Source organism: Stenotrophomonas sp. RIT-551, assembly GCF_026241915.1.
GTDB lineage: Bacteria > Pseudomonadota > Gammaproteobacteria > Xanthomonadales > Xanthomonadaceae > Stenotrophomonas > Stenotrophomonas bentonitica_A.
In genome coordinates this window covers 491,239-515,446 of the sequence record NZ_JAPJIU010000001.1, presented here as the reverse complement: position 1 = coordinate 515,446, position 24,208 = coordinate 491,239, and the positions used below count along the sequence as shown (strand labels likewise).

The window sequence follows — 24,208 nt, the reverse complement described above, 5'->3', positions numbered from 1 at the left end:
GAAGAGCGCTGGCGATTCATTGCTGGTGTGCTGCGTCGGCGGATGGGCGGGCAAAGCGGTCGTGCCCGCCCCTGCCGGCGACCAGGCGATATCCCATCGGTAGTGCCGGCCGCTGGCCGGCAACCTCGTTGCGCAGATCGAAGAGATGCGGCTTCCGGCGTGTGTACCGCCGGGCGCGGGTCACTACGCGCGAATCAGCTTGTACAGGGTCGTACGTGAGATGCCGAGCTGGCGCGCGGCGGCGCTGACGTTGCCCTGGTGGGCGGCCACGGCGTCGCGGACGTGCTGTGTGTTCTGCGCACGCAGCGAGGCGTTGGCGGCGTTGACGGGCTGTGCGTCGAGCTTGCGGCTGGCATGCGGTGCGAGTGGTCCGCGCAGGTACTGGACATGCACGGCCGTGTCTTCGTCCAGGCGGACCCGGTGGGCCGGGCCGGTCTGCAGGAGGCGGCGGCGCTGATGGGCGCTGGCGCCGGCAAACAGGCCGTGCAGGGTGAGGATCGGCAAGGGCCCGCGGCGCGGGAGTCCGAACAGGCGGCGGGCCACGCGGTTGGCGGCGCGGACGCGTCCGTCTTCTTCGATGGCCAACAGCCCCTGCAGCGGTGAGTGCAGCCAGCGTGCGTCGTGCTGGACGGCCAGCAGATGACAGGGGCGGTGGTCCTGCATCAGCCGGTTTTCGGCCGAGAGAGCGGCCTGGCGGAAGTAGCCGTGCAGCAGCTCGGCATCGCGCTCGCCGGTGCCGGTGATGTCCAGGGCCCCCAGCACTTCACCATCCAGCCCATGCAGCGGCACGCTCAGGCAGAACACGGCGGCGAAGCGATCCAGGTAGTGTTCGTTGCCGCGTACAAGCGCGGGCGCGTCTTCGGCCAGGCTGCAGGCCGGTGCGGTGGTGCCGATGTCGATCTCGCGCAGGCGGCGGCCGATCTGGATCGGACGCAGGACCGGCACGTCGGCCAGGCCATGTTCGCGCTGGGCGACAACCAGGCCCTCGGCGTTGACGCAGAACAGGGTCCATTGGCGGCCACCGAACGCGGCCCAGAGGTGGTCCATGTCCTCGCGCACACAGCGTGCGAGGCGGCGGTCGGCCGGGTCGTCCAGACGGGTGGCGCCCGCGGCAAGGGGCGCGTAGTACGGCGCCTGCCGCGGCTGTACGCCGGCCTGGCGCGAACGCTCCCACGAGCGCAGTACCGGCGGGCTGACCACGCTGTCCATCAGCGCGCCGCCCTCGGCAAAGCGCTGACGGGCGGCGGCCAATACCTGCTGCTGTTCCAGAACCATCGCGGCCATCGGTCGATCTCCACCTCGGACCGACAGCCTACTCCGGCAAAGCTGACTGCTGCGTCGTCGCAGGCACGCATGCCTGCGACGGAGCGTTTCACCCGCCGATGGTCAGGATCGGCTTGAGGGTCACGCCGCGGGTGCTGTCCTCGGCGGCCTGGTTGATCTGGTCCAGCGGGTAGAACTTCACCAGTTTGTCGAACGGGAAGCGGCCCTGCTGGTACAGCTGCACCAGCTGCGGGATGAACACCTTCGGCACGCTGTCGCCTTCAACGATGCCGCGGATGCTGCGCCCACCCAGCAGCAGGTTGTTGACGTCGAACTCGGCCTTGGTGCCCAGCTTCGGCGCGCCGACCACGCCGATCACGCCCAGCCCCCCAAGCGCCTCGATGCCCTGTGCCAGCACGTCCGGGCGCCCGGTGGATTCCAGGGCGAAGTTGGCCCCGCCGCCGGTGATCTCGCGCACGGCGTCGACGACGTCGACCTCGCGGCTGTTGATCACATGGGTGGCGCCGAGTTCCTTGGCCAGTTCCAGGCGCGACGGCACCACATCGATGGCGATGATCGTGGTCGCACCGGCCACGCGCGCGGCCATCACCGCGCTCAGGCCGACCGCGCCGGCACCGAAGCTGGCGAAGCTGCTGCCGGCGGTCACCTTGAGCGAGTTGATCACCGCACCGGCGCCGGTCTGGATGCCGCAGCCGAGCGGGCCGAGCAGTTCGATCGGCGCATCGTCGGGCACCTTGATCGCGTTGTTCTCGCGGCTCAGGGCGTAGGTGGCGAACGAAGACTGTGCGAAGAAGTGATCGTGCAGCGGCTTGCCGTCCGGGTCCTGGATCGCGGTGGAACCGTCCAGTGCACCGCCGCCGAAGTTCAGGCCGAAGAAATCCTTGCAGTACGCGCCGTGGCCGCCGCTGCAGGGATTGCAGTGGCCGCAGGCGCCGTAGGTCAGCACGACATGGTCGCCAACCTTGAGGTCTTTCACGCCCGGGCCGAGTGCTTCGACGATGCCCGCACCTTCATGGCCGAGCACCGCCGGCAGCGGCACGGGATAGTACTGGTCGCGCACGATCAGGTCGGTATGGCACAGGCCGGTGGCGACCACGCGCACCAGCACTTCATCGTCCTGCGGCCCACGGATGCGCGCCTTCTCGATCGTGAAAGGCTGTTCTTTTTCGCGCACCACGGCCACGGTGATGTCGCGCAGTTCTGCTGTTGCGGTCATGAGGGTCTCCTGGATCAGATCGGGTAGGCGGGCGCTTCGCCCTTGACGGTCATCCACTGCCACTGGGTGAACTCGTCGATGTTGGACGGGCCACCGATGCTGGTGCCATTGCCGGAGGCGCCGACGCCACCGAACGGATTGATCACCTCATCGTTCACGGTCTGGTCGTTGATGTGCAGCAGGCCGGTGCGCAGCCGTTCGCCCAGTTTCAGTGCGCGGCCGACATTGCTCGACACGATCGCCATCGACAGGCCGTACTCGCTGTCGTTGGCCAGCTCCACCGCCTCATCATCGGTATCGAAGGGCACGACCACCGCGACCGGTGCGAAGATCTCTTCGTGGAAGGCCGGGTTGTCGCGGCTCACATCGCTGAGCACGGTCGGCTCGAAGAACAGGTCCTTGTACCCACCGCCGGTCGCGAGCGTGGCGCCAGCCGCCTGCGCTTCGGCAACGATGCGCGCAGCATGGTCACGCTGCTGGGCGTTGATCAGCGGCCCGATCGCCACCTCGCCATCGGCCGGATTGCCGACCTTGAGCGACTTGGCCTTGGCCACCAGCTTTTCCAGGAACCGCGCATGGATGCTGCGCTGGACCAGCACGCGGCCGGTGGCCATGCAGATCTGGCCCTGGTGCAGGTAGACGCCCCACGCGGTATTGGCGATGGCCAGATCCATGTCGGCATCGTCGAGCACGATCAGCGAGTTCTTGCCGCCCAGTTCCAGCGATACCTTCTTCAGGTGCTTGCCGGCCGCTTCGCCGACCTTGCGCCCCGCGCCGGTGGAGCCGGTGAACTGGATCATCGCGATGTTCGGGTCACTGGTCAGCGCCGCACCGGCGGCGCCATCACCCGGCAGCACGTGCAGCAGGCCCGCCGGCAGCCCGGCCAGTTCGAACAGGCGCGCGATCACGAAGCCACCGCACACGGCGGTGCGCGGATCGGGCTTGAGCACCACCGCGTTGCCCAGCGCCAGCGCAGGGGCCACGGCACGCATGGCCAGGTACAGCGGGAAGTTGAACGGCGAGATCACGCCGACCACGCCGAGTGGGCGGCGGCGCGCCAGGTTCAAACGGCCCGGTTCGGACGGCAGCACCTCGCCGATGCTGCGCGAGGGCAGTGCCGCGGCTTCATGCAGCGCCTTGGTGTTCACCTTGGCCTCGAAACCGGCCTTGAGCTGGGTGGAGCCGCTTTCGCGGACCAGCCACTGCACGATCTCGTCGTTGTGTTCTTCGGCCAACTGCGCCGCGCGGCGCAGCACCTGCGCGCGGGTGTCATACGGGGCGCTGGCCCAGTCGCGCTGCGCCTTGGCGGCGGTGGCGGCGGCGCGCGCGATCTGTGCCGGGTCGGCCATCGCGATCTCGCCCAGGCGCTCGCCGGTCGCCGGCTCGACCACGTCCTGGGTGCCGGCACCCGCGGCCCACTGGCCATCGAACAGCTTGCCGGACCACGTGGCCGTCGGCAGGAATGCATGTGTTGCCATCACTGAGAACTCCTTGCGTCGTGTACCCGGCCATTGGATACCCGCAGCCGGCCACTGCCTATTGGCCGCTGGACGGATCACTGCAAGTGATTGCCGGATAAGGAATTTCCAGCATGACCGGTGTCCAGTTAATGGACAGTGGAGCCGATCGGGCGTCCACTTCACCGGCGCGCCGTACAATCAACGGCCCCGCCAGCGACCCCGCCCGCCATGAACGATGCCTCCCTCACTGCCACCCGCGACCCCATTGCCGAGACCCGGAAATGGCTGGAGCAGATCGTGATCGGCCTGAACCTGTGCCCATTCGCCAAGGCGGTGTACGTGAAGGACCAGGTGCGGTTCGTGCTCAGCGATGCGACCACGCCGGAGGCGCTGGTCGAGGAACTGGCCGAAGAGCTGATCCTGCTGCGCGACACCCCGGCCGAGCAGATCGACACCACCCTGATCGTGCACCCGGACGTGCTGACCGATTTCCTGGAGTACAACGACTTCCTCGACAACGCCGATGCAGCGATCGAGGCCCTGGATCTGCAGGGCATCCTGCAGGTGGCCAGCTTCCATCCGCAGTACCAGTTCGCCGGCGTGGCCCCGGATGACGTGAGCAATTACACCAACCGCGCGCCCTACCCGACCCTGCACCTGCTGCGCGAAGACAGCGTCGAGCGCGCGGTGGCAGCCTTCCCGGATCCGGACGTGATCGTGGAGCGCAACATCGAGACGCTGGACAAACTCGGCATCGAAGGCTGGACGCGCCTGCTGGGCCGAAACGACATGCCGCCGTGTCACTGACCCCGCCCCTCCTTGACTGGCCGGCACAGCCGCTGCGCGACCGCGTGGTGGTGATTACCGGGGGTGCGCAGGGCGTGGGCCGCGGCATCGCGCAATCGGTGCTCGGCGCGGGCGGCAGCGTGATGATCGCCGACCTGGATGCCGATGCCGGCAAGGCCTGCCTGAAGGAGTGGGCGCTGCCGGAGCGCGCGGCGTTCCAACGCGCGGACGTGGCCAGCGAACGCAGCGTGCAGGCACTGATGAAGGCGACGCTGAAGCGCTTCGGGCGCATGGATGGCCTGGTCAACAATGCCGGCATCGCCAGTGCCCATGGCACGCCCCTGGCGCAGATGCCGCTGGCCGAGTGGCAACGCCGCCTCTCCAGCCTGCAGGGCGCCTTCCTGTGCAGCAAGCATGCCCTGCCCGCCCTGCGCGAGCATGCCGGGGCGATCATCAACATCGCTTCCACGCGTGCCTGGCAGTCCGAACCGGACAGTGAAGCCTACGCCGCGGCCAAGGGCGGGCTGGTCGCCTTCACCCATGCATTGGCGTTGAGCGAAGGGTCGGCCGTGCGGGTCAACAGCATCAGCCCCGGCTGGATCACCACCGATGCCTGGCAGGCGCCCTCACGGCGACGCACGCCCAAACTGTCCCGTCGCGATCATGCGCAGCACCCGGTCGGCCGCGTTGGCCAGCCGCCGGACATCGGCGCACTGGCGGTCTTCCTGCTCTCGGACCTGGCCGGCTTCATCACCGGCCAGGACCACATCGTCGACGGCGGCATGAGCCGGAAGATGATCTACGCGGAGTGATCAACGTGCCGCGGCAGCGCACGCGATCCCGCTGCCCGGTAGTGCCGGCCGCTGGCTGGCTCCTCACGCTGCATGACACCCCACCCGTGGGCAGGGTGCCGAGCCGGCCAGCGGCCGGCACTACCACATCGGGGAATCACACCATCCCGTTATGCCGCAGCAGCGCGTCCACTGTCGGCGCGCGGCCACGGAAGGCGGCGAAGTTCTCGGCCGCACTGCGGCTGCCGCCCCGTGAGAGCACTTCATCGCGGAAGCGCCGGCCGGTCTCGGTCACGTTGTCCGGGGCCTCCTCGAACGCGGCGTAAGCATCGGCGCTGAGCACCTCGGCCCATTTGTAGCTGTAGTAGCCGGCCGCATAGCCACCGGCAAAAATGTGGCTGAACTGGTTGGGGAAGCGATTCCACGCCGGCGGCCGGTTGACGGCCACTTCATCGCGGACGCGTTCCAACAGCGCCTGCACGCTGTCCTGGGTCGGATCGAACTCGCTGTGCAGCTGCATGTCGAACAGCGCGAATTCCAGCTGGCGAACGGTAAACATGCCGCTCTGGAAATTGCGTGCGGCCAGCATGCGATCGAACAGCGCACGCGGCAGCGGCTCGCCGGTGGCCACGTGTGCGGTCATCGCCTGCACGCGGTCCCATTCCCAGCAGAAGTTCTCCATGAACTGGCTCGGCAGTTCCACCGCGTCCCACTCCACGCCGTTGATGCCGGCCACGCCCAGCTCACCGATGCGGGTCAGCAACTGATGCAGGCCGTGCCCCATCTCATGGAACAGCGTGGTCACATCGCTGTGGCTGAAGGTGGCCGGCTGCCCTTGTGCACCCTTGCCGAAGTTGCAGACCAGGTACACCAGCGGCGTCTGCACGCCGGCGGCGGTCTCGCGGCGGTTGCGGCAATCGTCCATCCACGCGCCACCGCGCTTGCCTTCGCGCGCGTACAGATCCAGATAGAACTGGCCGACCAGCGCGCCCTGCGCATCGACCACGCGGAAGAAGCGCACATCCGGATGCCACACCGGCGCGCTGTCCGGCTGCACCGCCAGGCCATACAGGCTGCGGATCACACTGAACAGGCCGTCCAGTACCTTCGGCTCGGTGAAGTACTGCTTCACGTCCTGCTCGGAATAGCTGTAACGCGCCTGTTTCAGTTTCTCCGCGGCAAACGCCAGGTCCCACGCCTCCAGCGCGGCCATGCCCAGCTCGTCGCGCGCGAAGGCCTCCAGCTCGGCACGGTCGCGCTGCGCGTACGGCTTGGCACGCGCGGCAAGATCACGCAGGAAGCCCAGTACCTGCGGCGCATCCTCGGCCATCTTGGTGGCGATCGAGTACTCGGCGTAGTTGGCAAAGCCCAGCAGCGTGGCCAGCTCCGCGCGCAGCGCCAGTACGCGATCGATGTTGCCGCTGTTGTCCAGCGTGGCATCGCCGAATTCAGACGCGCGGATCGCATTGGCGCGGTACAGCGCTTCGCGCAGCGGGCGATGTTCGGCGTAGGTCTGCACCGGGATGTAGCACGGCATCTGCAGGGTCAGCTTCCAGCCGGCCAGGCCCTCCTTCTCCGCGGCAGCGCGGGCCGCGGCGATCACATCGTCCGGCAGGCCGGCGAGCTCGGCGGGGTCCTGCACGTGCAGCGACCAGGCATCGGTCGCATCGAGCACGTTCTGCGAGAACGTCGCCGACAGCGCGGACAGCTCCTCGCGGATCGCGCTGTACCGCGCCTTGCCGGCGTCATCGAGTTCAGCACCGCCCAGGCGGAAATCGCGCAGCGCGTTCTCCAGCACTTTGCGGCGTGCCGCGTCGTACTGCGCCGCTTCGGGCGCGTCGGCCAGGGCACGGTACTGCTGGTAGAGCGCCAGGTTCTGGCCCAGCGCGCTGCCGAAGCGCGTCACCTTGGGCAGGTTGGCGTTGTAGGCCTCACGCAGCGCCGGGGTGTTGACCACGGCCTGCAGGTGGCCCACCTGGCCCCACGCGCGCCACAGGCGCTCGGTGGCGTCATCCAGCGGCTCGGCGAAGCTCGCCCAGGTGACCGGGGAGACCGTTTCGGCGGTTTTCACCGCGGCTTCGGCGTCGGCCAGCAGGGCATCGATTGCCGGGGCGATGTGCTCGGGCTGGATCGCATCGAAACGCGGCAGGCCGGAAAAATCGAGCAGAGGATTGGTGGGGGTCACAGGCATCTCCAGACAACGGGGCCGCTGCAGCGGCATCGCCCCACGATATGGCATTGCCCCCCACCCCACACAAGCCCCCGGGGTACGCCGATGGGCCCGGTTCACGCCCGCCCGGGCGCCCCGCTCAGTACAGCGCTTCCAGCGAGACGCACGGCAGCACCGGCAGCCCCTTGCCCGCCACCGCGGCCGCAAGCACCGCATCGGCGCCGTCCACGTCGATGGCCTGTTTCGGGTACCACTCCGGGTTGTAGTAGCTGTGTGCGTAGCGGTCACCGCTGTCACACAGGATGGTCACGATCGAGCCGCTGCGGCCCGCATCGCGCATCAGCTGCGCGGCCTGCAGCACGCCGATGAAGTTGGTGCCGGTGGAGCCGCCCACGCGGCGCCCCAGTTGGCGGCTGACGTGGCGCATCGCGGCCAGGCTCAGCGCATCGGGCACTTTGACCATCGCATCGACGCTGGTCGGAATGAAGCTCGATTCCACCCGCGGCCGGCCGATGCCTTCCACCCGCGAACCGCCGCTGCAGGTCAGCTCACGCCAGGGTTGCCCGGCCAGCGCAGCGCAGTAGCCATCATAGAACACGGAGATTTCCGGGTCCGCGCACAGGATGCGGGTGTCATGGCGGCGGTAGCTCACGTAGCGGCCCAGCGTGGCCGCCGTGCCGCCGGTGCCCGGGCTGCACACGATCCACTCGGGTACCGGATGCGGCTCCTCGGCCATCTGCTTGAAGATTGATTCGGCGATATTGTTGTTGGCGCGCCAGTCGGTCGCGCGCTCGGCGTACGTGAACTGGTCCATGAAATGGCCGCCGGTTTCGCGGGCCAGCGTTTCCGAATCGGCGTTCAGGTCGCAGGCGCGCTCCACCAGATGGCAGCGGCCCCCGTGGAACTCGATCGCCGCGATTTTTTCCGGGGAGGTGGTGGCCGGCATCACCGCAATGAACGGCAGGCCCAGCAGCCGCGCGAAATACGCCTCGGACACAGCCGTGGAGCCGCTGGAGGCCTCGATCACCGGGCGCCCCTCACGCAGCCAGCCATTGGCCAGTGCATACAGGAACAGCGAGCGTGCCAGGCGATGTTTGAGGCTGCCGGTCGGGTGGCTGGACTCGTCCTTGAAATACAGGTCGATGCCCTCGAACCCGGGCAGGTCCATCGGAATCAGGTGGGTATCGGCCGAACGGTTGAAATCGGCGTCGATCTTGCGGATGGCCGCAGCCACCCATTCACGCTGGGACATGGATGAACGCTGGTCAGGAAGACACACCATTCTACCTGTCACGTGGCCCGGCCGGGACCGGTAAAATGAGGGGTCCGCCGCGCTGATGCGGCCCTGCCCCCCAGGAATCCCCATGAGCCTTGCCGCCCTCCAGAACTCTCCCGGCGTCGCCGCCACCGTGCCCGCCGAGACCGCCGGGTTCGTGTTCAACCACACCATGCTGCGCGTCAAGGACGCCACGGCCTCGCTGGATTTCTACACCCGCGTGCTGGGCTTCCGCCTGATCGACCTGCGCCACTTCCCCGAGGCCGAATTCAGCCTGTACTTCCTCGCCCTGCTGCCGGCCGGCACGCAGATTCCCGAGGGTGACGATGCCCGCCGCGTGTGGATGGCCGGCATCCCCGGCGTGCTCGAGCTGACCCACAACCATGGCACCGAAAACCAGGACGGCCCGGTCTATCACAACGGCAATGCCGACCCGCGTGGCTTCGGCCACATCTGCGTGTCCGTGCCGGACATCCAGGCCGCCTGCAAGCGCTTCGATGAGCTGCAGGTGCCTTACCAGAAGCGCCTGGAAGACGGCCGCATGAAGCACCTGGCCTTCATCAAGGACCCGGACGGCTACTGGGTGGAGATCATCTCCAACACGCCGATCGCCTGATCCCTGCGGCGGCGCAACGCACCGGCACCGCTCGGTGCGTTGCCGGTGCTACGGCTCGACCTGGAACTCGAACGCCGCATAGAACGGCGCCTTCGGTGGCACGAACAGGGTTTTCCCGGCGAAGCCTGCGTCCACGCAGCGTGCGACCGCCTCCTCGCCCTCGCGCCACGTGCGCACCACCCTGCCCTGCGCATCCAGCTGTAACACCACGGTGAATGCGGCCAGCGTCTGCGGCGCGGGAGTCGGCATGCAGCGCGTGAAGGCGGCCCCCCCAACCTCGCTCATGCTGTCCACCATCGCCGTGTACGCCGCCGGTTCGAGGCTGGCCTCATCACGTTGCGCCCAGGCATGCGCCTGTGGGTAGCCCGCGTCGCCGGCGACCGCCTGGGCCATCATCACCATCCACAGCATCGTGCCTCCTCCGCCTGCGCGTTCATTCCGCCTGCTCGTTCATGGCGCCAGCACGCAGCGTAGGTCACTGCGCGGGCCGGCGGAAGGGCCGCCGCCGGCGCCGCCCTGCGCGTGGTCAGCAAGGTCGACGGCGCGGCAATGCGCAACGCTGTGTCCGGTGGTATATCTGCGTCCCATCCCACCCTCTGTGGAGCCGGTATGGAAACGATGGAACTGCACCGCGGCCGCCTGATCGATCACCTGCAACTGGTGGTCAGGGACCTGGCCGCCAGCCGCCGCTTCTACCAGGCCGTGTTCGACACGATCGGCATCCCGATCGCCGGCGAGGGCGACACGTATTTCTGGGCCGATGAGCTGTTCATTTCCACGCCGGACAGCGAGGCGGCCCTCGGCCAGCTGACCGGCCGCCACCATCTTGCCTTCCAGGCCCGCGACCGCGCCACCGTGGAGGCCTTCCACCGCGCGGCGCTGGCCAACGGTGGCAAGGACAACGGCGCGCCCGGCGAGCGCCCCTACCATCCGGGGTATTACGCCGCCTTCGTGCTGGATCCGGATGGCAACAACATCGAAGTGGTGTTCCATGGGCCGGCCGACTACAGCGCGGATTCGGTGAAGGTTAGCTTCCAAGGCTGAGCCGGAAGCTGAATTCTTCAGGGATGCATTGAAGCGTCTCACTGGATGAGATCGTGCCCCGGTACGGTCTTTCCATGGAGACGATCCGCAAACTGGCCATCCTTGCCGATGCCGCGAAATACGATGCGTCCTGCGCCTCCAGCGGTGCAGGCAAGCGCGACTCGCGTGCCTCGGGCGGCATCGGCAGCACCGAGGGAATGGGGATCTGCCACAGCTATACGCCCGACGGCCGGTGCGTGTCGCTGCTGAAGATCCTGCTGACCAACTTCTGCATCTACGACTGCGCGTACTGCGTCAACCGTGTCTCGAGCAATGTGCAGCGTGCGCGTTTCAGCGTGGAGGAAGTGGTCGCGCTGACGATGGATTTCTACAAGCGCAACTACATCGAAGGGCTGTTTCTCTCCAGCGGCATCATCCGCAACGCCGACTACACCATGGAGCAGATGGTGGAGGTCGCGCGCGTACTGCGCGAGGAACGCCGCTTCAGCGGCTACATCCACCTCAAGACGATTCCGGAAGCCTCGCCCGAACTGCTCGCGCTCGCCGGGCGACATGCGGACCGGCTCTCGATCAACATCGAGCTGCCGACCGAGGCCGGGCTGGCCAGCTTCGCGCCGGAGAAATCACTGCCCTCGATCCGCGGGGCGATGGGTGAGCTGCGCTGGCGCATCGAAGAAGCCAAGGAAGCAGGCAAGGCCCGGCCAGTGGCCGGCGCAGCATCGGCTCCCGTGCCCGCGCCTTCGGCACGCGGCCGCCGCGCGCGCGCGCCGCGTTTCGCGCCGGCCGGCCAGAGCACGCAGATGATCGTCGGTGCGGACGGTGCCAGCGACCAGCAGATCCTCGGCGCGGCCGACAATCTGTATGGCAACTACCGGATGCGCCGGGTCTACTACTCCGCGTTCAGTCCCATCCCCGATGCCAGCAAGGCCCTGCCCCTCCAGGCGCCGCCGCTGGCCCGCGAGCACCGTCTCTACCAGGCAGACTGGCTGCTGCGCTTCTATGGTTACGGCGTGGACGAGATCACCAGCACCACCCAGGGCGGGATGCTCGATCTGGATATCGACCCGAAGATGGCCTGGGCGATCCGCCATCCCGAACGTTTCCCGGTGGATCTCAACCTCGCCCCCAAGGAGCTGCTGCTGCGCGTACCCGGGCTGGGCGTGCGCAACGTCAAGCGGGTGCTGATGGCACGCCGTCATGGTCGGCTGCGCGTGGCCGATGTGGCGCGCCTGCGCGCACCGATGAGCAAGCTGCTGCCGTTCGTGCAGTTGGCCGACCATCACCCGCACCGCGCACTCGACGACCCGGCGGCGTTGCGTGCCCGGCTGGCCCCTCCGCCACAGCAAGGCTCGCTGTTCCCCGACACGGCCGCGCACTGAGATGGCGCGCTGGAGCGTGCGGGTCGACCCGGTGTGGTCGCTGGAGGCGTGGCGCACGGCTGCGCGGTTGGCGTTGCGGCACGCCGTTGCGCCGGATCAGCTGGACTGGCTGCAGGGCGAGGACATTTCGCTGCTGGATGCGCCGTCATTGCCGGCGCTCGATGATGATTCCGTGGTCTCGGCCGAGGCACCGATCCAGGTGTCCAAGACCTTCATCGAGCTGGCCGCCACCTGCCTGTGCCATCGCGATCCACAGCGGATGCCACTGCTGTACCGCATGCTCTGGCGCATCACCCACGGCGAGCGCAGCCTGCTCTCCAACCCGGCCGATGCGGACGTGCTGCGGGCCATGGCATTGAGCCAGGCGGTGCGCCGCGACACGCACAAGATGAAGGCGTTCGTACGCTTCCGCGAGGTGCCGGGCGAAGACGATGCGTTCATCGCCTGGTTCGAGCCCGAGCACCATATCGTCGACCGCGTGGCACCCTTCTTCGCACGCCGCTTCGCCGGGATGCGCTGGGCGATCCTCACGCCGGGGCGCAGCGCACACTGGGATGGACAGGCGCTGTCGTTCGGTCCCGGCGGCCGCCAAAGCGATGCGCCTGTCGATGATGCCCGCGAAGAACTGTGGCGCACCTATTACGCCAACATTTTCAATCCGGCGCGGCTGAATACCCGGATGATGCAGCAGGAGATGCCGGCCAAATACTGGAAGCACCTGCCGGAGGCCGCGTTGCTGCCGCAGCTGGTGCGGGACGCTGGCGACCGCGTGCAGGAGATGCACGACCGCGAAGCGCAGGCACCGCGTCGCCGCATCCCCCAACCCGCCTCGGGCTTGCCGGTCGTCGCGAAGGCTGCACCGGCCACGCTCGATACCCTGCGCGACGCCGCGTCGGCGTGTCGCCGCTGCCCTCTGTGGGAACCGGCCACGCAGACCGTGTTCGGTGAGGGCCCGGCCGACGCATCGATCATGCTGGTGGGTGAGCAACCCGGCGACAGCGAGGACCTCAGCGGGCACCCGTTCGTCGGCCCGGCAGGACAGCTGCTCGACCGTGCGCTGCGCGAGCTGGGGATCGAGCGCAGCGCGCTGTACATGACCAATGCGGTCAAGCACTTCCGCTTTGAACGGCGCGGCAAGCGGCGCATCCACAGCAAACCGCAGATCACCCACGTCAACGCCTGCCGGCCGTGGCTGATGGGGGAGATCGAAAACGTGCGACCGCAGGTGATCGTCTGCCTCGGTGCTACCGCGGCGACGGCGGTGTTCGGTGCCGGCTTCAACCTGATGGCGAACCACGGACGCTGGCACGTACTGGATGACGGCACGCGCGCCTTCGCGACGGTGCATCCGTCGTGGGTGTTGCGGCAAACCGGTGATGCAGCGCGCGATGGGGCCTATCAGCTGCTGAAGGGCGACCTCCAGCAGCTTGTCGAGGTCAAACGCATACGCTGACCTCGTCCGGGGTTGCCAGCCAGCGGCCGGCAATGCCCGTCAGTGCGGACCAGGCAGCGTCAGTGCGCTGCCATGTAGATGTCCTGCAGCACCGCTTTTTCCAGCTCGAGTTCACTGAGCAGGTTCTTGACGATGTCGCCCAGGCTCAGGATGCCGACCAGCGTGGCGCCCTCGGTCACCATCAGGTGACGATGGCGGGAATACGTCATCAGCGCCATCGCCTGCTTGAGCGTCGCATCCGGGCCGATGCCTTCCAGCCCTGCCGACGGCAGGCTGGAAATGACGCGTCGGCCGGCCTGGGGACCATCTTCCGCAAGGCTGCGCACGATGTCCTTCTCGGACACGATCCTTACCGGCGCATCGTCCTTCATGACCACCAGGGCGGCGATCTTGTGCGCGCTCATTTTGTGCGCGGCGGCACCGATGGTGTCTTCCACATCGATGGTGACGATGGCTTCTTTCTTGGATTGCAGGAGTTCGCGGACGTTCATTCTTGTTTCCTGTTACAGGTTACTGAAGTCGAGAGATGCGCCTGATTGCAGCGAGGTCGGTGGCGATGCCACGCAGTCCTCGGTCACTCGATTCTACGACCGCACCCTGGGCCAGGAGTTTGCAAATCTGGGACGGTTCGTCGTGGAAAGCAGTGGACGACCCTGAGAATGGCACCGCCAGTAAAACCGTCGCTGAATGCTGCCGCGGCCCACGACTAAAGTTCCACGCCCCCCTGCCGCCGGTAGAGCCACCGCGCGGCGCAACCGACGAACACGGTTACCTGACACACACAAAAAAGGGGGCCGCGCGGCCCCCTTCTCCACATCCACAACGCGACGCGCGCGTTTATTCCACCGTCACGCTCTTGGCCAGGTTGCGCGGCTTGTCCACGTCTGTCCCGCGAGCCAGTGCGGTGTGGTATGCCAGCAGCTGCACCGGCAGGGTATGCACGATCGGGCTGAGCACACCGGCGTGGCGCGGGGTGCGGATCACATGCACGCCTTCGGACGCGGCGAAATTGCTGTCCTGGTCGGCGAACACGAACAGCTCACCGCCGCGTGCACGCACTTCCTGCATGTTGGATTTGACCTTCTCCAGCAGGCTGTCGTTCGGCGCGATCACCACCACCGGCATGTCCTCATCCACCAGCGCCAGCGGGCCATGCTTCAGCTCGCCGGCCGGATAGGCCTCGGCGTGGATGTACGAGATCTCCTTGAGCTTGAGCGCGCCTTCCAGTGCGATCGGGTAATGCAGGCCCCGGCCCAGGAACAGGGCGTTGGCCTTGCGTGCGAAGCGCTCGGCCCAGGCCGCGATCTGCGGCTCCAGGTTCAGCGCGTGCTGCACGCTGCCGGGCAGGAAACGCAGCTGTTCCAGGTAGTCCGCTTCCTGCGCGGCATCGATGCGGCCGTGCAGCTTGCCCAGCACCATGGTGAGCTGGAACAAGGCAGCCAGCTGGGTGGTGAACGCCTTGGTCGAGGCAACGCCGATCTCGGCACCGGCACGGGTGTAGCAGACCAGTTCGCTGGCGCGCGGAATCGCGCTCTCGGGCACGTTGCAGATCGAGAGCGTGTGCAGGTGGCCGAGCGACTTGGCGTACTTGAGTGCTTCCATCGTATCCAGCGTTTCGCCGGACTGGGAGATGGTGACGATCAGGTGCTTCGGGTTTGCGTAGGCAGCGCGGTAACGGTACTCGCTGGCGATCTCCACGCTGCACGGCAGGCCGGCAATGGATTCAATCCAGTAACGCGCGGTCAGGCCGGCGTAATAGCTGGTACCGCAGGCGAGGATCTGCACGCCTTCGATGCCCGACAGCACGGCCTCGGCGTTCTTGCCGAAGAGCGTGGCCGGGAAGCCACCGGCATCGATCGCCGCTTCGATGGTGTCACCCAGCGCACGCGGCTGCTCGTGGATTTCCTTCTGCATGAAGTGGCGGTACGGGCCCAGTTCCAGCGAGGCCAGCGACACATCGGACAGATGCACATCGCGCACGATCGGCTGGTTGTGCTCGTCGTAGACCTGCACGCTGTCGCAGCGGATGTCGGCCGTGTCGCCTTCTTCCAGGAAGATCACCTTGCGGGTGGCCTGGATGATCGCCGAGACATCGGAGGCCACGAAGTTCTCGCCTTCGCCCACACCCACCAGCAGCGGACACCCCATGCGGGCACAGACGAAATGGTCCGGCTCGGCACGGCTCATCACCGCCAGCGCATAGGCACCGGTCAGTTCCTTGACCGTGCGCTGCAGCGCCGACAGCAGGCTGTCGCCTTCCTTGAGGTGATGGTGCATCAGGTGCGCGATCACTTCGGTGTCGGTCTGCGACTCGAAGGTGTAGCCCAGCGCGCGCAGCTTCTCGCGCTGCTCTTCATGGTTCTCGATGATGCCGTTGTGCACCAGCGCCACACCGTGACTGATGTGCGGGTGTGCATTGGCCTCGGTCACGCCCCCATGGGTCGCCCAGCGGGTGTGGCCGATGCCGAGCAGCGACTGGAAGCCTTCGCTCGTGGCTGCCTTCTCCATCTCCGCCACCCGGCCGGTACGGCGCACGCGTCGGACATCGGGTTCGGCGGCGGTGGTATCGATCACGGCGATGCCGGAGGAATCGTAGCCCCGGTATTCCAGTCGCTTCAATCCTTCGATGAGTACCGGTACCACGTCGCGATGGGCGATCGCTCCCACAATGCCGCACATAGATTCAGATCCCTGCTGGTAAGCCTCGCATTCTAGCGTGGCGGCCCCGGCGACTTGGGCGCTGTCGGCTTAACGAAAGTGTCCGGTCAGGTGTCCGCGGACACATGGACACCGACCGCTTTTTGCAAGCTGTTGTTTCCAAAGGGCTAAAAGTTGGCACGGAGTCTGCTTGGTACTCCACAACCCAACCGCGAACGAGCCCGATGATCCGCGACACTTCCGCCCAGGACCAGACCCTTTCTTCGCACGCCGCGCCCGCCCCGTGGAAGCGCTGGCTGTGGCCGGCGGTCGCCGCGCTGGTCGTGCTGGTGGCGATCGGCTTCGCCGCCCGTGCCTGGCTGGGGGCCAGCCGCTCCTACGACAGCGCCCGTGTCCGCATCGCCGAGGTCACCCGAGGCGACATGGTGCGCGACATCGCCGCCGACGGCCGCGTGATCGCCGCCAACAACCCGGTGCTGTATGCGATCTCCGCCGGCAACGTGAACCTGAAGGTCGTGGCCGGTGATGTGGTCAAGCAGGGCCAGGAACTGGCCGTGATCGACAGCCCCGAGCTGCGCAGCAAGCTGGCCCAGGAACAGGCCACGCTGGCCGGCCTGCAGGCCGAGGCAAGCCGCGCGACTCTGGATGCGACCCTGGCGCGCGCCACCGCGCAGAAGGACACCGACCAGGCCGTGATCGAACGCCAGGCCGCGGTGCGTGACCTGGAGCGCTACAAGCGCGGCTTCGATGGCGGCGCGGTGCCGCAGGTGGACGTGGCCAAGGCCGAGGACACCGTCAAGAAGAGCGACATCCAGCTCGAGCACGCCCGCAAGGACGCCATGCTCAAGGCCCAGGGCGCCGATCTGGATGCGCGCAACAAGCGCCTGCTGGCCGATCGCCAGCGCGCGGTGGTGACCGAAGTGGAGCGCCAGGTCGACGCGCTCACGCTGCGTGCGCCCTTCGATGGCCAGGTCGGCCAGGTGCAGGCGACCCAGCACACCAACGTGGTCGCCAATGCGCCGATCCTGGGCGTGGTCGATCTGTCGCGCTTCGAGATCGAGATCAAGGTGCCGGAGAGCTTCGCCCGCGAGCTGACGATCGGCATGCCTGCGCAGCTGACCGGTGGCAGCGGCCAGTTCGCCGGCGAGATTTCCGCCGTCTCCCCGGAAGTGGTCGCCGGCGAGGTCAATGCCCGCATCCGCTTCGCCGACAAGCAGCCGCAGGGCCTGCGCCAGAGCCAGCGGATGCAGGCGCGCGTGCTGCTCGATACCCGCCGCAACGCACTCAAGATCGAACGTGGCCCGTTCGTCGAACAGGGCAACGGCTACGCCTATGTCATGGATGGCAGCCATGCCGTCCGTCGCCCGGTCAAGCTCGGCGTGAGCAGCCTGGGTGAAGTGGAAATCCTCTCTGGCCTGCAGCCCGGCGACCGCGTCGTGGTGTCCGGCAGCGATCTGTTCGGCGATGCCGAGCGCGTCTCCATCAACTGATTCAGTCCCTTTCGATCCTTTCGACCCTCAAAGGAAACAGCCATGCTTGAAATGCGCTCGGTCGCCAAAGTCTTCCGCACCGAACAGGTGGAAACCCATGCTCTGCGGTCGCTGGACCTGCACGTCCGCGAGGGCGAGTTCGTTGCCGTGACCGGTCCGTCCGGTTCAGGCAAGACCACCTTCCTCAACATCGCCGGCCTGCTTGAAACCTTCACCAGCGGCACCTACCTGCTCGACGGCCAGGATGTCAGCCAGCTCGGCGATGACGCGCGCAGCCGCCTGCGCAACCAGAAGATCGGCTTCATCTTCCAGGGCTTCAACCTGATCTCCGATCTCAACCTGTTCGACAACGTCGATGTGCCGCTGCGCTACCGCGGCATGCCCGCGGCCGAGCGCAAGGAGCGCATCGAGCACGCGCTGGCCCAGGTCGGCCTGGGCTCGCGCATGAAGCACTACCCGGCCGAACTCTCGGGCGGCCAGCAGCAGCGCGCCGCGATCGCGCGTGCGCTGGCCGGCAGCCCGCGCCTGCTGCTGGCCGATGAACCGACCGGCAACCTGGACAGCCAGATGGCCCGCGGCGTGATGGAGCTGCTGGAAGAAATCAATGCCAAGGGCACCACGATCGTGATGGTGACCCACGATCCGGAACTGGCCGCCCGCGCCAAGCGCAACGTGCACATCGTCGATGGCCAGGTCACCGACCTGCTGCGCGACCCGGTGCTCGCCACGCCGCGCCCCGCGGTTGCCGCTGCCATCGCCAACGACTGAGGCCGGCCATGATCGCTTACTACTTCCGACTGGCCCTGCGCAGCTTCCGGCGCAACAAGGTGCTGACCGCGCTGATGGTGATCGCCATCGCGCTGGGCATCGGCGCCTCGATGACCACGCTGACCGTATTCCACGTGCTGTCCGGTGATCCGATCCCGCAGAAGAGCGACCGGCTGTTCAGCGTGCTGGTTGATCCACAGTCAGCGCTGGGCTATCAGCCTGGCGAAGAACCGGCCGACCAGTTGACCCGCTTCGATGCTGAGAAACTGCTGCGCGAGAAGCATGCCAAGCGGCAGGCGATGATGACCGGTGGCGGTGTGACCCTCGAGCCCGAGGGCAGCACGCTGCGCCCGTTCAACACCGATGCGCGGTATACCTCGAGCGATTTCTTCCCGATGTTCGACACGCCGTTCCTCTATGGCCAGGGCTGGAAGGAAACCGACGACGACGGGCGCGGTCGGGTCGCGGTGATTTCCAGCACGCTCAACCAGAAGCTGTTCCAGGGCGCCAACAGCGTCGGCAAGTCGGTCCGCCTCAACGGCAACACGATGACCGTCGTGGGCGTGCTGGGTGACTGGCATCCCAACCCGCACTTCTATGACCTGTATACCGGCCGCTACGGCGACAGTGAAGACGTCTACCTGCCCTTCTCCACGGCGATCGAGCTGAAGTTCGACCGCAACGGCAGCATCGACTGCTTCGGGCGCCGCAACGAGACCGACCCGACCGGTCCCAACGCCAGCTGCACCTGGATCCAGTACTGGGTGGAGCTGGAAAACCCGGGCCAGGCCGCGGAGTACCGTCGCTATCTGGAGAACTACTCCGAGCAGCAGCGCGCCGCCGGTCGTTTCGAACGCCCCAACAACGTACGGCTGCGCAACGTCATGGAATGGCTGGATTTCAAGAAGGTCGTCCCCGGCGACGTGCGTCTGCAGTTGTGGTTGGCAATGGGCTTCCTGCTGGTCTGCCTGATCAATACGGTCGGTCTGCTGCTGGCCAAGTTCCTGCGTCGCAGCGGTGAGATCGGCGTGCGCCGGGCGCTGGGTGCCAGCCGCGGCCAGATCTTCCTGCAGTCGCTGATCGAGGCCGGCACCGTCGGTCTGGCCGGCGGTCTGCTGGGCCTGCTGCTGGCACTGCTCGGGCTGTACGCGGTGCGCCAGCAACCGGTGGACTACGCCAAGCTCGCCACCCTGGATGGGCAGATGCTGCTGATGACCTTCGCGTTGACCCTGGTCGCCAGCCTGCTGGCCGGTTTCCTGCCGGCGCTGCGCGCCATGCAGGTCGCGCCCGCCATCCAACTCAAATCGCAGTAAGGATCCGGAGCACACCATGGATATCCGTCCCATCCTCTCCACGCTCCGCCGGCATAAAACCGCCGCATCGCTGATCGTGCTCGAAATCGCCCTGACCTGCGCCATCGTCTGCAATGCGCTGTTCCTGATCGGGCAGCGCATCGAGAAGATCAACCAGCCCAGCGGCATCGCCGAGACCGAACTGATCGAAGTCCGCCTGGGCGGCATCGGTCCACAGGTCAACGCCGTGGCGCGCACCCGCGAGGACCTTGCCGCGCTGCAGGCGTTGCCGGGCGTCAAGAGTGCGGTCACCCTGAACCAGATCCCGTTCCGCAACAGTTCCTGGAATACGAGCGTGGGCCTGGTTCCCGACCAGGAGCGCCCGACGCTCAGCGCCTCGCAGTATTTCGGCCGCGAAGGCGCTCTGGATACGTTGGGCGTGGAGCTGATCGCCGGTCGTGATTTCCAGCCCGATGAGTACCGGGACCTGGAAGTCGTCAAGAATGACGAAGCAGCCGCGGACGAAGGCTCGGCCGTCATCGTGACCCAGGCGATTGCGGACAAGATGTTCCCCGGCGGCGATGCACTGGGCAAGACGATCTATAGCGGCTCCATGCCGCTGCGCATCATCGGCATCGTCAAGGTACTCGCCCGCCCGACCGCTCGCGAAGGCGATTCACAGTTCTCGATGGTCCTGCCACTGCGCACAACCTATGACGAGGGCTTCTACCTGATCCGGGTCACCGATCCGACCCGGCGCGACGAAGTGCTCAAGTCCGCGGTGGCGGCATTGGAGCGGGTGGATTCAAGCCGGTTGGTGCACGGCAAGTACACCTACGAGGAGCAGCGCAGGAAGTACTTCGCCAATGACCGCGCCATGGTCGGCCTGCTGATCACCGTGTGTGTGGCCCTGCTGGTGGTGACCGCACTGGGCATCGTCGGCCTGGCCAGCTTCTGGGTGCAGCAGCGCACCAAGCAGATCGGCATCCGCCGTGCGCTGGGCGCGACCCGCAGCCAGATCCTGCGGTACTTCCAGACCGAGAACTTCCTGCTGGCCACGGTCGGCATCGTGCTGGGCATGTTGATGGCCTACACGATCAACCTGTGGCTGATGAACAACTACGAGCTGCCGCGCATGCCCATCAGTTACCTGCCGATCGGTGCGGTGCTGCTGTGGCTGCTCGGCCAGATCGCTGTCTTCGGCCCGGCCCGTCGCGCCGCGGCCGTTCCCCCTGCCGTTGCCACCCGGAGTGCCTGAAATGCACCAGACCCATCCCCAGAGCAAACACATGACCAAGACCAGCATCACGACCCTGCTGTTGTCCCTCCTGCTGGCCAGCGCACCTGCGCTGGCCGCCACCCAGAGCGATACCGCACGCCTGGAGTGGCGTGACGCCGGCCACCATCTGGTGGTGGATGCCCAGGATGGCATCATGCGCGTCACGACCACCGAGCCGAGCAGCTACTTCGGCGTGCGCAGCGGCGATCGGATCCTGCGCGTGGATGGCCAGCCCGTACGGCGCATGGCCGACCTCACCCATGCGCTGGTCGGCAACAAGGCCACCCGGGTTCCGGTGACCGTGCTGCGCAAGGGCAACCAGGTGACCGTCGATGTCGATACCGCCGCCTGGAGCGAGGTGCTGGCGGTACCGACCCCGCCGATTCCGCAGGCGCCCGGCACCGGCGGCTGAGGCCAGCCGCGCCGGGCCATCTGCCCGTTGGCCCGGCGCTCCGGTACTCTTGAACCCACTTCCGGTCCTTCGTTGCCGCATGCCCTCGATCCTGATCATTGACGACAACGCCAGCGTCGGCACCGCACTGAACGTGCTGTTCTCGCTGCACGACATCGACACCCTGCACGCGCTTTCTCCCGAGCAGGGGCTGGCCCTGCTGGAGCAGCAGCCGGTGGACCTGGTGATCCAGGACATGAACTTCACCGAAGACACCACGTCGGGTGAGGAAGGCGAGGCGCTGTTCCAGCAGATCCGCGCACGCCATCCGGACCTGCCGGTGATCCTGCTGACAGCCTGGACCCACCTGAGCAGCGCGGTGGATCTGGTCAAGGCCGGCGCGGCGGACTACCTGGCCAAGCCCTGGGACGACCGCAAGCTGCTGGTCACGGTCAACAACCTGCTGGAACTGTCCGAAACCCGCCGCGAACTCGACCGCCGCCGCGACCGCGAACAGCGCGATCGCTCGGCGCTGGAGGCCCGGTACGATCTGCGCGGTGCGGTGGTGGCCGACCCGGCCAGCGAGCGCGTGGTCAGCCTGGCCTGCCAGGTGGCGCGCTCGGCACTGCCGGTGCTGATCACCGGCCCCAACGGCGCGGGCAAGGAGAAGATCGCCGAGATCATCCAGGCCAATTCGCTGGTCGCCAAGGGCCCGTTCGTCGCGCTCAACTGCGGCGCGATTCCGGCCGAGCTGATCGAGGCCGAGCTGTTCGGTGCCGAGGCCGGCGCCTACACCGGCGCCAACAAGGCACGCGAAGGCAAATTTGAAGCCGCCGACGGCGGCACCCTGTTCCTGGACGAGATCGGCAACCTTTCCTCCAGCGGGCAGATGAAACTGCTGCGCGTGCTCGAGACCGGGCGATTCGAGCGGCTGGGCTCCAACCGCGAGCGCCAGGTCAAAGTCCGCGTGATCAGTGCGACCAATGCCGACCTGCCGGCGATGATCCGCGACGGCCAGTTCCGCGAAGATCTGTTCTACCGCCTCAATACCGTCGAGCTGGCCCTGCCGCCACTGGCCGAACGCCCCGGTGACATCCTGCCACTGGCCGAACGTTTCCTGGGCAGCGGCAAGCCGCTGTCCACCGCCGCCGCTACCGCCCTGCAGCGGCATCCCTGGCCAGGCAACGTGCGTGAACTGCGCAACGTGCTGCAGCGCGCCGAACTGCTGGCCAGCGGCCCCCGCATCGAGGCCGGTGACCTCAACCTGCCGCGTGCGGCCGCCCCGCGCGCGGCCAACCCGACGGTGGACCCGGACCGCAGCCGGATCGAAACCGCGCTGGCCCACAACCACGGCATCATCGCCCAGACCGCTGCCGAACTCGGGCTCAGCCGCCAGGCGCTGTACCGGCGCATGGACCGCTACGGCATTCCACGCGAATGAAGCGGCGCTCGTTCACCTTCCGGCTGTTCCTGCGCCTGCTGCCGGTGCTGGCATTGGCGGCCGCCTTCCCGTGGTATCTGGCGTACTGGCTGGACCATGGCTGGGCGGTCACCACGATCTCGACCGTGGTGCTGATGGGTCTGATGTGGTGGAGCCTGCGCCGCGCGACCGCACCGATCCGCTCGCTGCTGCGCGCGCTGTCCGGCACCACCAGCAGCTATCGCGATGGCGAATACAACTTCGGCATCTACTGGCCCTCCAACGACGAACTCGGCGACCTGGTCCAGGCCCACCGCGAACTCGGCGATGTGCTGCGCGCACAGCGCCAGGACCTGGTCCAGCGCGAACTGCTGCTGGACACCATGGTGCAGAACACGCCGGTGTCGATGCTCCTGCTCACCCACGGGGGCGACGGCGTGCAGCGCGTGGTGTTCTCCAACCTGGCCGCGCGCAAGCTGCTGCACAGCGGCTGGAAGCTGGAAGGCCAGCGCATGCACGATGTCATGGCGGCGATGCCGATCGAGCTGCGCGACGCCATCGCCCGTGGCGGCGACAGCCTGTTCGCGGTCCGCGGCGAGGGCCAGGACAGCGACGATGAGCGCGACGAAGACGATGAGCAGATCTACCATCTGTCACGCCGCAACTTCCACCTCAACGGCCGCCCGCACGACCTGCTGCTGATCCGCCTGCTGACCGCCGAACTGCGCCGCCAGGAGGTACAGACCTGGAAGAAGGTGATCCGCGTGATCAGCCACGAGTTGAACAATTCGCTGGCCCCGATCGCCTCGCTCGCCCACTCCGGTGGCGAGCTGGTCCGGCGCGGCAAGACCGAGCGGCTGGAAGAAGTGTTCGGCACGATCGAAGAGCGCGCGCGGCACCTGGAAGGGTTCATCCGCGGCTATGCACGCTTCGCCAAACTGCCGCAGCCGCAGCTGCAGACCGTGCAGTGGAACCTGTTCCTGGGCGGGCTGCAGCACCAGATCCCGTTCCGCATGGCCGAGGTGCCCGACGACCTGCACAGCCGCGTGGACATCGCCCAGCTGGGGCAGGCGCTGCTGAACCTGCTCAAGAATGCGCATGAAGCGTGCAGCGAAGCCGAACCGCCCAACGACGATGTAGAGGTCCGTCTGACCCGGCTGCCGCAGTGGTTGCGGCTGGAAGTCCTGGATCGCGGCAAGGGCATGAACGAGGCGGTGCTGCAGAATGCGTTGATGCCGTTCTATTCGACCAAGCGCAACGGCACCGGGCTCGGCCTGGCGCTTACCCGCGAGATCGTCGAGGCACATGGCGGCCGCATTTCGCTGCAGAACCGCCGCGAGGGCGGCCTGTGCGTGGCGGTGTTCCTGCCGGCCGACGCCCGGTAGTGCCGGCCGCTGGCCGGCACCGTCGCGGCCCGGGATCGGCTGGTTACCGG

At 67.2% G+C, this 24,208-nt stretch carries 21 protein-coding genes; 13 read left to right on the top strand and 8 right to left on the bottom strand.

The genetic code is table 11. From position 1 onward, the window contains the following. Window positions 1-183 precede the first annotated feature (183 nt). The 3 genes from ORK51_RS02170 to ORK51_RS02160 form a co-directional block, all read right to left on the bottom strand. Complete coding sequence (locus tag ORK51_RS02170) at window positions 184-1,284, bottom strand: helix-turn-helix domain-containing protein (RefSeq protein WP_261998103.1); 1,101 nt, start codon at window positions 1,282-1,284, stop codon at window positions 184-186. An 88-nt stretch (window positions 1,285-1,372) separates the two neighbouring features. Then, window positions 1,373-2,500, bottom strand: a complete 1,128-nt coding sequence (locus tag ORK51_RS02165; RefSeq protein ID WP_070425977.1) for an NAD(P)-dependent alcohol dehydrogenase — start codon at window positions 2,498-2,500, stop codon at window positions 1,373-1,375. A gap of 14 nt (window positions 2,501-2,514) precedes the next feature. Next, complete coding sequence (locus ORK51_RS02160) at window positions 2,515-3,978, bottom strand: benzaldehyde dehydrogenase (protein WP_261998104.1); 1,464 nt, start codon at window positions 3,976-3,978, stop codon at window positions 2,515-2,517. A gap of 210 nt (window positions 3,979-4,188) precedes the next feature. On the opposite strand from ORK51_RS02160, the gene ORK51_RS02155 reads away from it, so the two are divergent. Further along, window positions 4,189-4,767, top strand: a complete 579-nt coding sequence (locus tag ORK51_RS02155) for a DUF1415 domain-containing protein (RefSeq protein WP_266083749.1) — start codon at window positions 4,189-4,191, stop codon at window positions 4,765-4,767. Next, window positions 4,758-5,558: an SDR family oxidoreductase gene (locus tag ORK51_RS02150; protein WP_266083748.1), complete on the top strand. Its 801-nt coding sequence runs from the start codon at window positions 4,758-4,760 to the stop codon at window positions 5,556-5,558. The genes ORK51_RS02155 and ORK51_RS02150 overlap by 10 nt, the downstream gene beginning before the upstream one ends. Before the next feature lie 136 nt (window positions 5,559-5,694). Here the strand turns inward: ORK51_RS02150 and ORK51_RS02145 are convergent, their stop codons facing one another. Both ORK51_RS02145 and ORK51_RS02140 read right to left on the bottom strand, forming a co-directional pair. Then, the gene (locus ORK51_RS02145; protein WP_266083746.1) at window positions 5,695-7,728 is read right to left on the bottom strand and encodes a M3 family metallopeptidase; all 2,034 of its coding nucleotides are present in this window, start codon (window positions 7,726-7,728) and stop codon (window positions 5,695-5,697) included. A 118-nt stretch (window positions 7,729-7,846) separates the two neighbouring features. Then, on the bottom strand, window positions 7,847-8,959 hold the full coding sequence (locus tag ORK51_RS02140; RefSeq protein ID WP_019183654.1) for a PLP-dependent cysteine synthase family protein: 1,113 nt from the start codon (window positions 8,957-8,959) through the stop codon (window positions 7,847-7,849). Window positions 8,960-9,071: 112 nt separating this feature from the next. On the opposite strand from ORK51_RS02140, the gene gloA reads away from it, so the two are divergent. Next, entirely contained in the window at window positions 9,072-9,599 is a 528-nt protein-coding gene (gloA, locus tag ORK51_RS02135; RefSeq protein WP_261998109.1) for a lactoylglutathione lyase, read from the top strand. Window positions 9,600-9,647: 48 nt separating this feature from the next. On the opposite strand, the gene ORK51_RS02130 is transcribed toward gloA, so the two are convergent. Then, on the bottom strand, window positions 9,648-10,010 hold the full coding sequence (locus ORK51_RS02130; protein WP_266083745.1) for a hypothetical protein: 363 nt from the start codon (window positions 10,008-10,010) through the stop codon (window positions 9,648-9,650). Window positions 10,011-10,208: 198 nt separating this feature from the next. Here ORK51_RS02130 and ORK51_RS02125 point away from each other — a divergent pair, with 198 nt between their 5' ends. The 3 genes from ORK51_RS02125 to ORK51_RS02115 all read left to right on the top strand — a co-directional run bounded on the left by ORK51_RS02125 (window position 10,209) and on the right by ORK51_RS02115 (window position 13,475). Continuing rightward, the gene (locus ORK51_RS02125; protein WP_266083744.1) at window positions 10,209-10,643 is read left to right on the top strand and encodes a VOC family protein; all 435 of its coding nucleotides are present in this window, start codon (window positions 10,209-10,211) and stop codon (window positions 10,641-10,643) included. A gap of 74 nt (window positions 10,644-10,717) precedes the next feature. Continuing rightward, window positions 10,718-12,022, top strand: coding sequence for a putative DNA modification/repair radical SAM protein (locus tag ORK51_RS02120; RefSeq protein WP_266083742.1), 1,305 nt, complete (start codon window positions 10,718-10,720; stop codon window positions 12,020-12,022). A gap of 1 nt (window position 12,023) precedes the next feature. Beyond that, window positions 12,024-13,475, top strand: a complete 1,452-nt coding sequence (locus ORK51_RS02115; RefSeq protein ID WP_266083740.1) for a UdgX family uracil-DNA binding protein — start codon at window positions 12,024-12,026, stop codon at window positions 13,473-13,475. 59 nt (window positions 13,476-13,534) lie between these two features. On the opposite strand, the gene ORK51_RS02110 is transcribed toward ORK51_RS02115, so the two are convergent. Beyond that, entirely contained in the window at window positions 13,535-13,966 is a 432-nt protein-coding gene (locus ORK51_RS02110; RefSeq protein WP_070425985.1) for a CBS domain-containing protein, read from the bottom strand. A gap of 346 nt (window positions 13,967-14,312) precedes the next feature. Then, entirely contained in the window at window positions 14,313-16,154 is a 1,842-nt protein-coding gene (glmS, locus tag ORK51_RS02105; protein WP_266083738.1) for a glutamine--fructose-6-phosphate transaminase (isomerizing), read from the bottom strand. 203 nt (window positions 16,155-16,357) lie between these two features. Here glmS and ORK51_RS02100 point away from each other — a divergent pair, with 203 nt between their 5' ends. The 7 genes from ORK51_RS02100 (at window position 16,358) to ORK51_RS02070 (ending at window position 24,158) form a co-directional block, all read left to right on the top strand. Beyond that, window positions 16,358-17,623 (top strand): efflux RND transporter periplasmic adaptor subunit, encoded by a 1,266-nt coding sequence (locus ORK51_RS02100; RefSeq protein WP_019183646.1) that lies wholly within the window; start codon window positions 16,358-16,360, stop codon window positions 17,621-17,623. 42 nt (window positions 17,624-17,665) lie between these two features. After that, window positions 17,666-18,391, top strand: coding sequence for an ABC transporter ATP-binding protein (locus ORK51_RS02095; RefSeq protein WP_019183645.1), 726 nt, complete (start codon window positions 17,666-17,668; stop codon window positions 18,389-18,391). Window positions 18,392-18,399: 8 nt separating this feature from the next. Next, window positions 18,400-19,704 (top strand): ABC transporter permease, encoded by a 1,305-nt coding sequence (locus ORK51_RS02090; protein WP_070425988.1) that lies wholly within the window; start codon window positions 18,400-18,402, stop codon window positions 19,702-19,704. Between the two features lie 16 nt (window positions 19,705-19,720). Continuing rightward, complete coding sequence (locus ORK51_RS02085; RefSeq protein WP_046273141.1) at window positions 19,721-20,941, top strand: ABC transporter permease; 1,221 nt, start codon at window positions 19,721-19,723, stop codon at window positions 20,939-20,941. 31 nt (window positions 20,942-20,972) lie between these two features. Then, window positions 20,973-21,374: a PDZ domain-containing protein gene (locus tag ORK51_RS02080; protein WP_266083731.1), complete on the top strand. Its 402-nt coding sequence runs from the start codon at window positions 20,973-20,975 to the stop codon at window positions 21,372-21,374. A gap of 79 nt (window positions 21,375-21,453) precedes the next feature. Next, on the top strand, window positions 21,454-22,794 hold the full coding sequence (locus ORK51_RS02075) for a sigma-54-dependent transcriptional regulator (RefSeq protein WP_266083729.1): 1,341 nt from the start codon (window positions 21,454-21,456) through the stop codon (window positions 22,792-22,794). Then, window positions 22,791-24,158: a sensor histidine kinase gene (locus ORK51_RS02070; protein WP_070425990.1), complete on the top strand. Its 1,368-nt coding sequence runs from the start codon at window positions 22,791-22,793 to the stop codon at window positions 24,156-24,158. Before ORK51_RS02075 ends, ORK51_RS02070 begins: the two co-directional genes overlap by 4 nt. The last annotated feature ends 50 nt before the right edge of the window (window positions 24,159-24,208 follow it).

Coding starts and splice junctions, on each gene's coding strand:
- ORK51_RS02130 (WP_266083745.1), bottom strand. CDS start 10,010: ATGCTGTGGATGGTGATGATGGCCCAGGCGGTCGCCGGCGACGCGGGC.
- ORK51_RS02170 (WP_261998103.1), bottom strand. CDS start 1,284: ATGGCCGCGATGGTTCTGGAACAGCAGCAGGTATTGGCCGCCGCCCGT.
- ORK51_RS02165 (WP_070425977.1), bottom strand. CDS start 2,500: ATGACCGCAACAGCAGAACTGCGCGACATCACCGTGGCCGTGGTGCGC.
- ORK51_RS02140 (WP_019183654.1), bottom strand. CDS start 8,959: ATGTCCCAGCGTGAATGGGTGGCTGCGGCCATCCGCAAGATCGACGCC.
- ORK51_RS02100 (WP_019183646.1), top strand. CDS start 16,358: ATGATCCGCGACACTTCCGCCCAGGACCAGACCCTTTCTTCGCACGCC.
- gloA (WP_261998109.1), top strand. CDS start 9,072: ATGAGCCTTGCCGCCCTCCAGAACTCTCCCGGCGTCGCCGCCACCGTG.
- ORK51_RS02095 (WP_019183645.1), top strand. CDS start 17,666: ATGCTTGAAATGCGCTCGGTCGCCAAAGTCTTCCGCACCGAACAGGTG.
- ORK51_RS02155 (WP_266083749.1), top strand. CDS start 4,189: ATGAACGATGCCTCCCTCACTGCCACCCGCGACCCCATTGCCGAGACC.
- glmS (WP_266083738.1), bottom strand. CDS start 16,154: ATGTGCGGCATTGTGGGAGCGATCGCCCATCGCGACGTGGTACCGGTA.
- ORK51_RS02080 (WP_266083731.1), top strand. CDS start 20,973: ATGACCAAGACCAGCATCACGACCCTGCTGTTGTCCCTCCTGCTGGCC.
- ORK51_RS02070 (WP_070425990.1), top strand. CDS start 22,791: ATGAAGCGGCGCTCGTTCACCTTCCGGCTGTTCCTGCGCCTGCTGCCG.
- ORK51_RS02115 (WP_266083740.1), top strand. CDS start 12,024: ATGGCGCGCTGGAGCGTGCGGGTCGACCCGGTGTGGTCGCTGGAGGCG.
- ORK51_RS02085 (WP_046273141.1), top strand. CDS start 19,721: ATGGATATCCGTCCCATCCTCTCCACGCTCCGCCGGCATAAAACCGCC.
- ORK51_RS02110 (WP_070425985.1), bottom strand. CDS start 13,966: ATGAACGTCCGCGAACTCCTGCAATCCAAGAAAGAAGCCATCGTCACC.
- ORK51_RS02125 (WP_266083744.1), top strand. CDS start 10,209: ATGGAAACGATGGAACTGCACCGCGGCCGCCTGATCGATCACCTGCAA.
- ORK51_RS02160 (WP_261998104.1), bottom strand. CDS start 3,978: ATGGCAACACATGCATTCCTGCCGACGGCCACGTGGTCCGGCAAGCTG.
- ORK51_RS02075 (WP_266083729.1), top strand. CDS start 21,454: ATGCCCTCGATCCTGATCATTGACGACAACGCCAGCGTCGGCACCGCA.
- ORK51_RS02120 (WP_266083742.1), top strand. CDS start 10,718: ATGGAGACGATCCGCAAACTGGCCATCCTTGCCGATGCCGCGAAATAC.
- ORK51_RS02145 (WP_266083746.1), bottom strand. CDS start 7,728: ATGCCTGTGACCCCCACCAATCCTCTGCTCGATTTTTCCGGCCTGCCG.
- ORK51_RS02090 (WP_070425988.1), top strand. CDS start 18,400: ATGATCGCTTACTACTTCCGACTGGCCCTGCGCAGCTTCCGGCGCAAC.